Source organism: Streptomyces sp. NPDC002623, assembly GCF_053592635.1.
Map to the genome: position 1 here is coordinate 402,399 of NZ_JBSFWB010000002.1, position 11,909 is coordinate 414,307.

The 11,909-nt window shown below is 70.9% G+C and carries 10 protein-coding genes; 9 read left to right on the top strand and 1 reads right to left on the bottom strand.

Going from position 1 to position 11,909, the window contains the following annotated elements; all coding sequences use genetic code 11:
- Positions 1 to 10: 10 nt before the first annotated feature.
- From ACWD4O_RS04515 to ACWD4O_RS04525, 3 genes are read left to right on the top strand one after another with little or no spacing between them, the layout of a single operon-like run.
- Positions 11 to 841 (top strand): FAD binding domain-containing protein, encoded by an 831-nt coding sequence (locus tag ACWD4O_RS04515; RefSeq protein ID WP_451277325.1) that lies wholly within the window; start codon positions 11 to 13, stop codon positions 839 to 841.
- Positions 838 to 3,564, top strand: a complete 2,727-nt coding sequence (locus ACWD4O_RS04520; RefSeq protein ID WP_451277327.1) for a molybdopterin-dependent oxidoreductase — start codon at positions 838 to 840, stop codon at positions 3,562 to 3,564. The genes ACWD4O_RS04515 and ACWD4O_RS04520 overlap by 4 nt, the downstream gene beginning before the upstream one ends.
- Positions 3,561 to 4,532: an antibiotic biosynthesis monooxygenase gene (locus ACWD4O_RS04525; RefSeq protein ID WP_451277329.1), complete on the top strand. Its 972-nt coding sequence runs from the start codon at positions 3,561 to 3,563 to the stop codon at positions 4,530 to 4,532. Before ACWD4O_RS04520 ends, ACWD4O_RS04525 begins: the two co-directional genes overlap by 4 nt.
- A 69-nt stretch (positions 4,533 to 4,601) precedes the next feature.
- Here ACWD4O_RS04525 and ACWD4O_RS04530 read toward each other — a convergent pair whose 3' ends face one another.
- On the bottom strand, positions 4,602 to 5,243 hold the full coding sequence (locus ACWD4O_RS04530) for a hypothetical protein (protein WP_451277331.1): 642 nt from the start codon (positions 5,241 to 5,243) through the stop codon (positions 4,602 to 4,604).
- A gap of 125 nt (positions 5,244 to 5,368) precedes the next feature.
- Between ACWD4O_RS04530 and ACWD4O_RS04535 the strand changes: the two genes are divergently transcribed.
- From ACWD4O_RS04535 to ACWD4O_RS04560, 6 genes are all read left to right on the top strand, one after another.
- Positions 5,369 to 6,580: a pyridoxal phosphate-dependent aminotransferase gene (locus tag ACWD4O_RS04535; RefSeq protein ID WP_358801011.1), complete on the top strand. Its 1,212-nt coding sequence runs from the start codon at positions 5,369 to 5,371 to the stop codon at positions 6,578 to 6,580.
- Positions 6,581 to 6,658: 78 nt separating this feature from the next.
- Positions 6,659 to 7,081: an SCO4983 family protein gene (locus ACWD4O_RS04540; protein WP_451277333.1), complete on the top strand. Its 423-nt coding sequence runs from the start codon at positions 6,659 to 6,661 to the stop codon at positions 7,079 to 7,081.
- A gap of 249 nt (positions 7,082 to 7,330) precedes the next feature.
- On the top strand, positions 7,331 to 8,395 hold the full coding sequence (locus ACWD4O_RS04545) for a hypothetical protein (RefSeq protein ID WP_451277335.1): 1,065 nt from the start codon (positions 7,331 to 7,333) through the stop codon (positions 8,393 to 8,395).
- A 15-nt stretch (positions 8,396 to 8,410) separates the two neighbouring features.
- Positions 8,411 to 9,589 (top strand): toxic anion resistance protein, encoded by a 1,179-nt coding sequence (locus tag ACWD4O_RS04550; RefSeq protein WP_451277337.1) that lies wholly within the window; start codon positions 8,411 to 8,413, stop codon positions 9,587 to 9,589.
- Positions 9,586 to 11,133 (top strand): substrate-binding domain-containing protein, encoded by a 1,548-nt coding sequence (locus ACWD4O_RS04555; RefSeq protein WP_451277339.1) that lies wholly within the window; start codon positions 9,586 to 9,588, stop codon positions 11,131 to 11,133. Before ACWD4O_RS04550 ends, ACWD4O_RS04555 begins: the two co-directional genes overlap by 4 nt.
- On the top strand, positions 11,120 to 11,722 hold the full coding sequence (locus tag ACWD4O_RS04560) for a hypothetical protein (protein WP_451277341.1): 603 nt from the start codon (positions 11,120 to 11,122) through the stop codon (positions 11,720 to 11,722). Before ACWD4O_RS04555 ends, ACWD4O_RS04560 begins: the two co-directional genes overlap by 14 nt.
- Positions 11,723 to 11,909: the final 187 nt, after the last annotated feature.

Sequence of the window (11,909 nt, forward strand, 5' to 3'; positions counted from 1 at the left end):
GCTCCCGACCATGGACCTGAACACGATCACCGAAGTCGTCCGGCAACCGTCGCCCGATCGACCGGGCAGGGACTGGCGCGAGGGCGACGCCTGGCTCGCCGGCGGCACGTGGCTCTTCTCCGCCGAGCAGCCTCAGCTGCGCCGACTGGTCGACCTGACCGCGCTGGGCTGGGCGCCCCTGGTCGCCACCGACGCGGGCCTGGAGATCGGCGCCACCTGCACCGTCCGCGATCTGTACGCCTACGCGCCCCCGCGGGACTGGATCGCGGGCCCCCTCTTGGCGGCGAGCTGCGAGGCCTTTCTGTCCTCCTTCAAGGTCTGGAACTCGGCCACCGTCGGCGGCAACATCTGCATGTCCCTGCCCGCCGGACCGATGATCACGCTGACGGTCGCGCTGGAGGCCCGCTACGAGCTCTGGGCTCCCGACGGGTCGACGCGCATCGTGGACGCCGTCGACTTCGTCACCGGGGACCACCGCAACGTGCTCGCTCCCGGGGAGATCCTGCGCCGCGTCGGCATCCCGGCCCACGCCCTGCGCAAGCGCACCGCGCACCGCCGCTTCACGCTGACCCGGCTCGGCCGTTCGACGGTGTTCCTCATCGGCACCCGGACACCGGGCAGCGGCGACCTGCTGCTCACCGTCACGGCCGGCACCACCCGCCCGGTGCGCTTCGCCTTCGACAGCCCGCCCGACGCCCCCACCCTGCGCCGGCGCATCGACGCCGTCCCGGCCGGCCTGTGGTTCGCCGATCCCAACGGGACCCCCGACCACCGTCGCCATCTGACAAGGCACTTCGCCGAGGAGATCCGTCGCGAACTCAAGGCCGGTGACCTGACATGAGCTACCTGGTGAACGGCAGGAGTTTCGCCGAGGAACCGGTGCCCGGGCAGTGTCTGCGCACCTTCCTGCGCTCGCTCGGCCACTACGGCGTCAAGAAGGGCTGCGACGCGGGCGACTGCGGCGCCTGCACGGTGTGGCTGGACGGCGACCCGGTGCACAGCTGCATCACCCCCGCCTTCCGCGCCGACGGCCACGAGGTCACGACGATCGAGGGCCTCGGAGCACCCGGCGACCTGCATCCGGTGCAACGCGAGTTCCGCGACGCCCCGGGGTTCCAGTGCGGTTTCTGCACCGCCGGGATGATCATGACGTCGGCGACGTTCACCGACGCGCAACGGGCGGACCTGCCCCGGGCGCTGAAGGGCAACCTCTGCCGCTGCACCGGCTATCGGGCGATCGAGGACGCCGTGCGGGGCGTCGTGGGCGTGGAGGCCGCCGCGCCGGGAAAGGCCGTCGGGACGAGCGTCGGCGCGCCGGCGGCCGACGATGTGGTGACCGGCCGCGCCGAGTTCACGATGGACGCCCGCCTCGACGGCATGCTGCACCTCAAGGTGCTGCACTCGCCGCACGCGCACGCCCGGATCGTGTCCGTGGACAAGAGCGCCGCCCTGGCGGTCCCCGGCGTGCGGCGCGTCTACACCTGGCAGGACGTGCCGCGCAGACGCTTCACCACGGCGATCCACACCGACCATCTCGTCGACCCGGACGACACCTTCATCCTGGACGACACGGTCCGTTTCGTCGGACAGCGCGTGGTCGCGGTCGTGGCCGACACGGTCGGGGCGGCGGAGGAGGGCTGCCGGAAGGTCGTCGTGGAGTACGAGGTGCTGCCGGCCGTGTTCGACGCCGAAGCCGCAATGGCGGAGGGGGCGCCACAACTCCACCGCACGGACGATCCGTTCGCCCTGGATCCCGTCCACAACGTGCTGCTGGCGATCCACACGCACATCGGCGACGTGGACGCGGGGTTCGCCGAGGCCGACGTGATCCACGAGGGCACGTACTCCTCGCCCCGGGTGCAGCACGCGCATCTGGAGACGCACGGCTCGATCGCCTGGCTGGAGAACGGGCGCCTCAACGTCCGCACCAGCTCGCAGTCGCCGTCGATCGCGAAGGTCAAACTCGCCCATCTGTTCGCCCTGCGCCCCGACCAGCTCCGGGTGTTCTGCAAGCGCGTGGGCGGCGGCTTCGGCGGCAAGCAGGAGGTGATCTCGGAGGACCTCGCCGCGCTCGCCGCCCTGGACACCGGGCGTCCCGTCTGCTTCGAGTACACCCGCGAGGAGGAGTTCACCACGGCCTCGCCACGCCACCCGATGACGCTGACGGTGAAGCTCGGCGCGAAGGCCGACGGCACCCTCACGGCGTTCCAGGTCCGCAATGTGTCGAACACGGGCGCCTACGGCAACCACGGCGGCGAGACGCTGTACGCGGGCGGCGCGGCCGTCATGATCTACCGCTGTCCCCACAAGAAGTACGACGCGTACTCCGTCTACACCAACACCGTTCCGAGCGGCGCACTGCGCGGCTACGGGATGACCCAGCCGGCGTTCGCCGTGGAGTCGGCGATGGACGAGCTGGCGCGCGCCCTGCACCTCGATCCGCTCGAACTGCGCCGCCGGAACATCGTGCGTCCCGGCGAACCGCTCGTCGCCCTGCACGACGGCCCCGACGACGTGTCGTTCACCGAGGACTCCCTCGCGAAGTGCATCGACCGGGTGGGCGAGGCCCTGGCCCGGACCGCGGGCCAGGCGGCCCCCGGCCCCGAGTGGCTCGTCGGGACCGGCGTGGCGAGTTCCCTGCACGAGACGGCGCCGCCGACCGAGCACATCTCGGAGGCCTGGGTCACGCTCGGCGACGACCTGGTGTACGAACTGGCCGTCGGCACGGTCGAGTTCGGCGAGGGCACGTCGACCGCGCATGTCCAGATCGCGGCCGGTCAGCTCGGTACGACACCGTCGCGCATCCGGCTGGTGCAGTCCGACACCGACCGCACGGGCTTCGACACGGGCGCCTTCGCGAGTGCGGGGCTGTTCGTGTCGGGCAACGCGGTGCTCCGGGCGGCCGACGCCGTGCGCGACCGCATCCTGGAGTACGCCGCCGCGTACACGGGCGTGCATCTCGTGCTGTGCTCGATGGACGACGAGGAGATCGTCTGCGGCGACCGGCGGGTGCCGCTGGCCGAGCTGGTCGCCTCGGCGAGGGCGCGCGGAATCCGTTTCACGGCCGCCCGCAAGGCCTACGGCTCGCCGCGCAGCGTCACCTCCAACACCCAGGGCTTCCGGATCGCCGTGCACCGGGTGACGGGGGAGATCCGCATCCTCCACAGCGTCCAGGCGGCCGACGCAGGCGCGGTCGTCAACCCCGCCCAAGTGCGCGGGCAGGTGGAGGGCGGGGTCGCCCAGGGCATCGGGTTCGCGCTGACCGAGAACCATCACATCGACGCGGACGGCGTCATGGTGAACCCGAACCTGCGCAACTACCGCATCCCCACCTACGCCGACGTTCCGCGCACCGACGTGCTTCTGGTGGCCTCGACGGACTCCGTCGGCCCCCTGCGGTCGAAGGGAATGGCGGAGTGCTGCATCAACCCGGTGGCCCCGGCGCTGGCGAACGCCCTCCATGACGCCACGGGCGTCCGCTTCCGCTCGCTGCCGCTGACTCCGGAGCGGATCTACAGCCGGCTCATCGAGAAGCAGTCGGTGTCGACGGGCCCGGACTCATGAGCACCGGACAGCACGAGGGTGCGGCGGCGACGGCGATCATCGGCCAGAAGGTACTGCCCGGACTCGAACAGGAATACGAATCCTGGCAGGAGGACGTCAACGCCGCCGCCGCCGACTACGCCGGGTATCTCGGCGTCGAGGTGTCCCGGCCGACGGACCTGCAGCCCGAGTGGGTCGTCGTCTACCGGTTCGACTCGGTGGCCCATCTTCAGGCGTGGATCAACAGCGCGACCAGACAGCGCCTCCTGGAGGTCGGCGACACCTACCTGGACGGCCCCGGCACGCAGCAGGTCGTCAGCGGCGGCGGCCGGCCGGCGGATCCGCTGGTGACGGTCGTGATCACCCACCGCGTCGATCCCGGCCAGGTGGACGAGTTCCTCGCCTGGCAGCGCCGTATGAGCCAGGAGGAGGGGAAGTTCGAGGGATTCCGCGGGACCGAGCTGTTCCGCCCGGTCGAGGGGGTCCAGGCCGACTGGACCACCATGTACCGATTCGACAGCGCCGAGCATCTCGACGCCTGGCTGACGTCACCGCGGCGGCAGGAGCTGCTCGCCGAAGGCGCGAAGTTCAACGACTTCAGACTGCACACGATCGACAACTCGTTCGGCAGCTGGTTCGCCTTCGACGAGAGCGGCAAGGAATCGCCGCCGCCTTCGGAGACGAAGACGTCCATCGCCGTCTGGGTCGGTCTGTACCCGACCGTCGTGCTGCTGACGCTGGCCCTGTCGCCGCTGGGCATGCCGTTCTGGCTCGGGCTGCTGGTGGGCAACCTGCTGTCGAGCTTCCTGATGAGCTTCCTCACCATGCCGCACTACGTGAACCGGCTCCTCGGCCGGTGGCTGCGGCCGCCCCCGGACGAGCCGGCGACGCGGACCAACCTCGTCGGCCTCGGCGTCGTCACCGCGTTGATGGCGTTCTGGGTCGCGGTCTTCTACCTCGTCACCACCCAGTTCTGGACGCTGCCCTGAGCGATCACGGACAAGGGTTGGTTTTCGGCCGCCGGGAAGCGGCCTGGCAGGAGCCGGTGAGCGTCCCGCCTACCTGCCCCCCTTGCCGGCCCCCCGCCCCTTCCCGGAGTTGCCCTTCCCGGATCCCTGCGCCGCCGCCGAAGAGGCCGGGTCGCTCGCCGTCGGCTCGCCGGCCGAGGAGGCGGCCGCGGGCGCGGAGGACGTCGTACCGCCCGGAGACGGCGCCGCAGCGGCAGCGGTCGACGCGGACGGGCTCGGCCCCGCGGAACCGGTGGATTCGCCCGCGGACGGGGACGGCGACGGCGACGCCGAGGGGCTCGCCGTGTCGTCGGACGACGAGCGCGTATCCGCACGCCCGCCCTGCTCGCCCCGCTCGCCCTGCCGCCCGTCGGTCGCCGGACCGGACCAGGACAGGCCCGCCACCACGGCGGCCAGCGACACCGCGCCCACCGCTCCCGCCGCGACCACGACCCGGCGCGAACGCCACCCGCCCGTCCGGCGCACGGCGCGCCGACGGTCCGCGCGACCGCCCGCACCCTCCTGCACGGCGGGGACCGGGGGAAGCCGCTGCGTCTCGTCGTACGCGTTCTCCCATCCGTGCGCCGCCGCCGGATCGGCGTACTGCTCGTACGAGGAGGGGTCGGACTCGGCGTACGGGTGGTACACGATCGGCCGAACCCGGGGCGTACCGCTCTCACCTGACCTGGACATGGCTGCAGATTCTAGGGACAGGTGTGATTCCTGGGACAGCTACCGGCGATAACACCCCAAACCACCCGTCTCACGTGGTGGAAAACACGCCACGGGATGCGTTACCGAGCCGTAAGCTCCCAGACATGCAGGTGATCCAGTCGACCAAGCTCGCCAACGTCTGTTACGAGATCCGGGGCCCGGTTCTCGAAGAGGCGATGCGCCTGGAAGCGGCCGGTCACCGCATCCTCAAGCTGAACACCGGCAACCCGGCCGCCTTCGGCTTCGACTGCCCGCCGGAGATCCTGGAGGACATCCTCCGCAACGTCTCGACGGCGCACGGCTACGGCGACGCCAAGGGCCTGCTGGCCGCGCGCCGGGCCGTCGTGATGCACAACCAGACGCTCGGCATCGAGACGGACGTCGAGCACGTCTTCATCGGCAACGGCGTCTCCGAGCTGATCGTCATGGCGATGCAGGGCCTGCTGGACGACGGCGACGAGGTCCTCGTGCCGGCGCCGGACTACCCGCTGTGGACCGCGGCCGTCTCCCTCTCCGGCGGCACCGCCGTGCACTACCGCTGCGACGAGCAGTCGGACTGGATGCCGGACCTCGCGGACGTCGAGCGCAAGGTCACCGACCGCACCAAGGCGATCGTCATCATCAACCCGAACAACCCGACGGGCGCGGTGTACGACGAGGCCATGATCCGGGGGCTGACGGACATCGCCCGCCGGCACAACCTGCTGATCTGCTCGGACGAGATCTACGACAAGATCCTCTACGACGGCGCCACGCACACCCCGACCGCCAAGGTCGCCCCGGACCTGCTCACCCTCACCTTCAACGGCATGTCGAAGGCGTACCGGGTGGCCGGCTACCGGGTCGGCTGGATGTCGATCTCCGGCCCGCGCGCCCACGCCGACTCCTATATCGAGGGCCTGACGATCCTGGCGAACATGCGGCTGTGCGCGAACATGCCGGGCCAGCACGGAGTGGTCGCCGCGCTCAGCGGACGCCAGACGATCAACGACCTGGTGCTGCCGGGCGGCCGGCTCAAGGAGCAGCGGGACGTCGCGTACGAGCTGCTCACCCAGATCCCGGGCGTGACCTGCGTGAAGCCCAAGGGCGCGCTGTATCTCTTCCCGCGCCTGGACCCCAGTGTCTTCAAGATCAAGGACGACCGGCGGATGGTCCTGGACCTGCTGCGCCGGGAGAAGATCATGGTCGTCCAGGGCACCGGCTTCAACTGGCCGGAACCGGACCACTTCCGGGTCGTCACCCTGCCGACGGCGACGGACCTGCGCGACGCGGTGGGCCGGATCGCCCGCTTCCTGGACGGCTACGGCCAGCCGTAGCCGCGGCTTGGGCCATGGGTCTACTTTAGACGAAATCTAAGCTAGGATGGTTTCCTGACAGCACAGGAGGCCATCCTCATGTACGAGCCGATCCGCACCAAGTCGGTCCACAGCACGATGGCCGGCACGTCCTCGGACTTCCCCCACCGCTCCCGCGAGGAGGAGCTGGACATCCAGCTCGCCGGTCATCTCGCGGCACTGCTCGCCGTCACCGACGAGCTGCGCGCCACGGCCCCGTCCACCGATCTGGACACCGCGGCCGCCCGGCTCGCGCAGCAGGTCACCCGGCTGCGGGGAGGACGGACCCCGGTCCGCCCGACCTCCGCCGCCGAGCCGCACCTCACGGTGCTGCACGAGCGGGCGAACGCCCTGGCGGGCCGCGCCCTCCTCGTCGCCGCGTCCCGCGCGGACACCACGGCGGCGATCCTGGCGGCCCAGCGCATGGAAGCGCACACGGCCGCCCTGACGGAGCCCAGGGAACTGAGCAACACCGCCGGCTGAACCCCCCGAACGGCCCCGGTCCGCGTGCACCCGCAGCGACGCGCGGACCGGGAGCCATGCACTGCGTGGCTTTGGCGGGGGCGCCTATTCACCGTGGGCGTTGATGCCGTCTTGCGGGTGCGCGTCCGTTGCGGCTTGTCGCGCAGTTCCCCGCGCCCCTCAGGGGTGTTGCAGGGCCGGAGCTTGCGTGTCACCCCGTGTTCATTCGGAGCACCCAGGAATGTGGGGTTCCGGGAGCACTCTCCACCTGTGAGACGAATCGTGGGAATCGTCCTCGCGGTACTGCTGACGGCGGGTGTGGTGGTCGCCGTCGTCGCAGGTCGCAGCGATGAGGACAAGGGCACGGCAACGAAGACCGTGCGGACGGTGATCGGGTCGGAGAAGGCGGAGTTCTTCGCGGACCCGGACGTGGTGAAGGCCCTCGCCGCCAAGGGCTACACCGTCAAGGCCGAGACCTCCGGGTCCTGGGCCATGGAAGGACTGGACCTCAAGGGCTACGACCTCGCGTTCCCGAGCAGCCAGGCGCCCGCCGTCGAGCTCGCGGCCAAGTACAAGGTGCAGGGGACCCTCCCCCGCCCCTTCTACTCGCCCCTCGTCGTCGTGGCGCACAAGAACGCCGCCGACGTGCTCGCCGGCAACGGCCTGGCCACGCTGGACGCCGCACACCGCGGCACGCTGAAGATGGCCGCCTATCTCGACGCGGCCCAAGCCGACCGGACCTGGCAGCAGCTCAAGGGCGCCGAGAAGTACGGGGAGTTGACCGGCACCCTCTATCTCTCCAGCACCGACCCGGAGACCTCCAACTCCGGCGCGCTCTATCTCGCCGCCGCCTCCTACGTCGCCAACGGCGGCAAGGTCGTCGCGAGCGACGCCGAGGTCGACAGGACCGCGCCGCTGCTGCACAAGCTGGTCAGCGTCCAGGGCGCCCAGCAGACCGGCACGGACGCGGCCTTCCGGGACTTCGTCAGCGGCGCCGGCAACCCGCTCGTCCTGGTCTACGAGTCGCAGGTCGCCTCGCTCCTCGCGGACGGACAGCAGCCCGGCGACCTGGTGGTCCTCTACCCGGACACCACCGTCAACAGCGACCACACCGCCGTGCCGCTCACCGAGAACGGCGCCGGACTCGCCCAACTCCTGGCCACCGACCCGGGGTTGCGCAAGCTGGAGATCCGGCACGGGTTCCGTCCGCAGGGCGTGGCCGCCGAGTTCGCCTCGGCCGGCACCTATCTCAAGCAGCAACTGACCGGCGTCCGCCAGGCGCCCGTGCCCACCTCCGCGGTGCTGCACGAGCTGGCGCGACGGGCGCGCGGATAAGGGGGACGACACCACATGAGCAACACCACCGACAGCGACTTCACCCTCACCCCGCCCGAGGCGGTCGCCGCCGTTCCGCGCGAGCGGGCCGGCGGACTCGTCCCCGTCGACGACTCCGTCCGCACCGACATGGCGACCAAGGCCGCCGCCTATGTCGACGGGCTCGCCGCGCTGGACGCCCGCTCGCCCGAGTTCGTCGGCAAGGTCGGCGAGATCACCGCGCTCGGCGCCGGTGAGATGCGCACGGCCGCCGCGCAGTCCAACCGCATGCTGGAGCGGACCATCCGCAGCCTGCCCGACCAGGGCGGGGACGCCCAGTCCAAGGTGGCCGGCTCGCTCGTCGAACTGCGGCGGGTGGTCGAGGACCTGGACCCGCGGGACCTGCCGGCGAGCAAGGGCCGCAAGTTCCTCTCCAAGCTCCCCGGCGGCAACAAGCTGCGCGACCACGTCGCCAAGTACGCCTCCGCGCAAGGGACGCTCAACAAGATCGTGGGCTCGCTGCGCGGCGGCCAGGACGAACTGCGGCGCGACAACGCCGCGTTGCAGACCGAGCGGGTCCGGCTGTGGGAGACCATGGGCAAGCTCCAGGAGTACATCGTCCTGACCGACGCCCTGGACTCGGCCGTCGAACAGCAGATCTCCGGCACCGAGATCACCGACCCCGAGCGGGCCGACAGCCTGCGCGCCGACGTCCTCTTCCCGGTCCGGCAGAAGCACCAGGACCTGCTCACCCAGCTCGCGGTGTGCGCCCAGGGCTACCTCGCCATGGACGTCGTCCGCCGCAACAACGACGAACTGATCAAGGGCGTCGACCGGGCCGCCACGACCACGGTCTCGGCGCTGCGCATCTCGGTCATGCTGGCCTCCGCGCTCGACAACCAGAAGAAGGTCATCGAGCAGGTCAACGCCCTGCGCGGCACCACCGAGGACCTCATCCGGGGCAACGCGGAGATGCTGGCGACGCAGAGCGGGGAGATCCAGCGCATCGCCGCCGACCCGGCCGTCGGCGCGGAGACCCTGCGCTCCGCCTTCCAGCAGATCTACCGCACCCTCGACGCCATCGACACCTACAAGGTGCAGGCGACCGAGGCGATGGCGGTGACCGTGGAGAACCTCACGGCCGAACTCCAGCAGGCGAGCACCTACCTGGACCGCAGCCGCTCGCGGAGCGCACTGGAAGGCGGCCTCTCATGAGACGGCCTCTTCGGCCCCTCCTCGCGCTGACCGCCTTCGCCCTGCTGCTCACCGCCTGCTCGACGGCGGCCGACGGGGACGAGAAGGACCCCGACGCCGCCCGGCCCGGCACCCTCCGTGTCCTCGCCTCCAGCGAGCTGAGCGACATGGCCCCCGTCCTGGAGCAGGTCCGCAAGGACACCGGCGTCACGATCCGGCCCACCTACATGGGCACCCTGGACGCCGTGAACGTGCTGGCGAAGAGCGGCACGGACGGCAGGTACGACGCCGTCTGGCTGTCCTCCGACGACTATCTGCGGCTGCGCCCCGACGCGGCGAAGAAGATCGTCTCGGAGACGCCGATCATGTCGAGTCCGGTGGCCCTCGGGGTGAAGACCACGACGCTCACCTCACTCGGCTGGAAGGCCGACCAGGTCACCTGGTCGCAGATCGAGCAGGCGGTCCAGGACGGCAAGCTCACCTACGGCATGACCGACCCGGCCCGCTCCAACTCCGGTTTCTCCACTCTCGTCTCGGTCGCCTCGGCGCTCTCGGGAGCCCAATCCGCGCTCACCGACGCGGATGTCGCGAAGGCGACCCCGAGGCTGAAGGAGTTCTTCAAGGGGCAGCAGCTGACCTCGGGTTCGTCCGGCTGGCTGGCGAACGCGTACGCCCGGCGCGGCGACGTCGACGCACTGCTCAACTACGAGTCGGTGCTGAAGGGCATCCCGGGACTGACCGTGATCCGCCCCACCGACGGCGTCATCACCGCCGACTACCCCCTCTCCTCGCTCGCCGCGACCGACGCGACGACCCGCGACAACGTCAAGCGGGTGACCGACGCGCTGCGCACGGAGGCCGTCCAGCGGCTGATCACCGCCAAGACGCACCGCCGCCCGGTGGTCGCCTCCGTGCCGCCCGCGCCCGGTCTCGACACCACCCGGCGGCGCGAACTGCCCTTCCCCGGCAGCCGATCCGTCGCCGACGGACTGCTCGACGCCTACGAGAACGAACTGCGCCGCCCCTCGCGGACGGTGTACGTCCTCGACACCTCCGGCTCGATGGAGGGCGACCGGCTGCGCCGCCTCAAGGCGGCCCTCACCGACCTGACCGGCGACTTCCGGGACCGCGAGGAGGTGACGCTGATGCCGTTCGGCTCGGATGTGAAGAGCGTCCGGACGCATGTCGTCAGCCCCACCGACCCGGACACCGGGCTCGCCGCGATCCGCAAGGACACCAAGGAACTGTCGGCCGACGGGGACACGGCCATCTACACCTCGCTGGAGAAGGCGTACGACCACCTCGGCGCCGACCGGGACGCGTTCACCTCGATCGTGCTGATGACCGACGGGGAGAACACGGCGGGCGCGAAGGCCGACGACTTCGACGGCTTCTACAAGGGCCTCGACGCCGAACGGCAGGACATCCCCGTCTTCCCCATCCTCTTCGGCGACTCCGACCGGGGGGAGCTGGAGCACATCGCCGAGCTGACCGGCGGCCGGCTCTTCGACGCCCAGAAGGGCTCGCTGGACGGCGCCTTCGAGGAGATCCGTGGCTACCAGTAGGTTCGTCGGGTACCTGGAGTCCCGCAAGAACATCACCGGCAGCGCGGCGGGACTGGTCGGCCTGGTCCTGACCTTCACCGGCGTCGCGGGCCCGTACTGGCCGGTCGTGGTCGTCGGCCTCTACGGCGCGGGCGCGCTGATCGCCCCGCCGGAGCGGCCCCCGCTGCCCGACTTCCCGGACCCGTCCGCCCAGCTCGACGAGGTGCGCGGCGACTTCGAGCGGCTCGGTGAGTACCTCGCGGAGGTCGACCTGCCCCCGGCCGCCGCCGGCCGCCTCGCCGAACTCACCGGCCTGCTGAGCGCGCTGCTGGAACCCGGCTGGGTCGCCGAGATCCTCGCCCAGGACCCGGAGGGCGTCCACGTCCTGTCGCGGACCGTGCGCCAGGACCTGCCGGAGGCGGTCGACAGCTTCGTACGGGCACGCTGGTGGACGAGGATGACACCGGGCCAGGAACCCCCGGAACGCCACCTGGAGCGACAGTTGACACTGCTGCAGGAGGAGGCGGAGCGATTGGCGACCGCACTGCAGGAGATAGAGGCAAGGCGCCAGGAGACGCACACGCGCTACTTGGAGGACCGCTCACAGTAGCCAACCCAGGGGCGCGGGGCTGTGTCGATCTGCGGCTCCGCCGCGTGGGCACGACAAGCCACAGCGGACCCGCACCCGAAAAACCGCATAGGCGAGGGTCTGTCGTCCGCTCACCGTCGGGGCGGACGGGGAGCAGACGACAGACCCAGGGCCGCATACGCCGTTGTACGCGGCCTCGCCGGTCTGC

What these genes read in the sequence shown, in the direction of transcription:
- ACWD4O_RS04515 (WP_451277325.1), top strand. Translation starts at nt 11, where the DNA reads ATGGACCTGAACACGATCACCGAAGTCGTCCGGCAACCGTCGCCCGAT.
- ACWD4O_RS04520 (WP_451277327.1), top strand. Translation starts at nt 838, where the DNA reads ATGAGCTACCTGGTGAACGGCAGGAGTTTCGCCGAGGAACCGGTGCCC.
- ACWD4O_RS04525 (WP_451277329.1), top strand. Translation starts at nt 3,561, where the DNA reads ATGAGCACCGGACAGCACGAGGGTGCGGCGGCGACGGCGATCATCGGC.
- ACWD4O_RS04530 (WP_451277331.1), bottom strand. Translation starts at nt 5,243, where the DNA reads ATGTCCAGGTCAGGTGAGAGCGGTACGCCCCGGGTTCGGCCGATCGTG.
- ACWD4O_RS04535 (WP_358801011.1), top strand. Translation starts at nt 5,369, where the DNA reads ATGCAGGTGATCCAGTCGACCAAGCTCGCCAACGTCTGTTACGAGATC.
- ACWD4O_RS04540 (WP_451277333.1), top strand. Translation starts at nt 6,659, where the DNA reads ATGTACGAGCCGATCCGCACCAAGTCGGTCCACAGCACGATGGCCGGC.
- ACWD4O_RS04550 (WP_451277337.1), top strand. Translation starts at nt 8,411, where the DNA reads ATGAGCAACACCACCGACAGCGACTTCACCCTCACCCCGCCCGAGGCG.
- ACWD4O_RS04555 (WP_451277339.1), top strand. Translation starts at nt 9,586, where the DNA reads ATGAGACGGCCTCTTCGGCCCCTCCTCGCGCTGACCGCCTTCGCCCTG.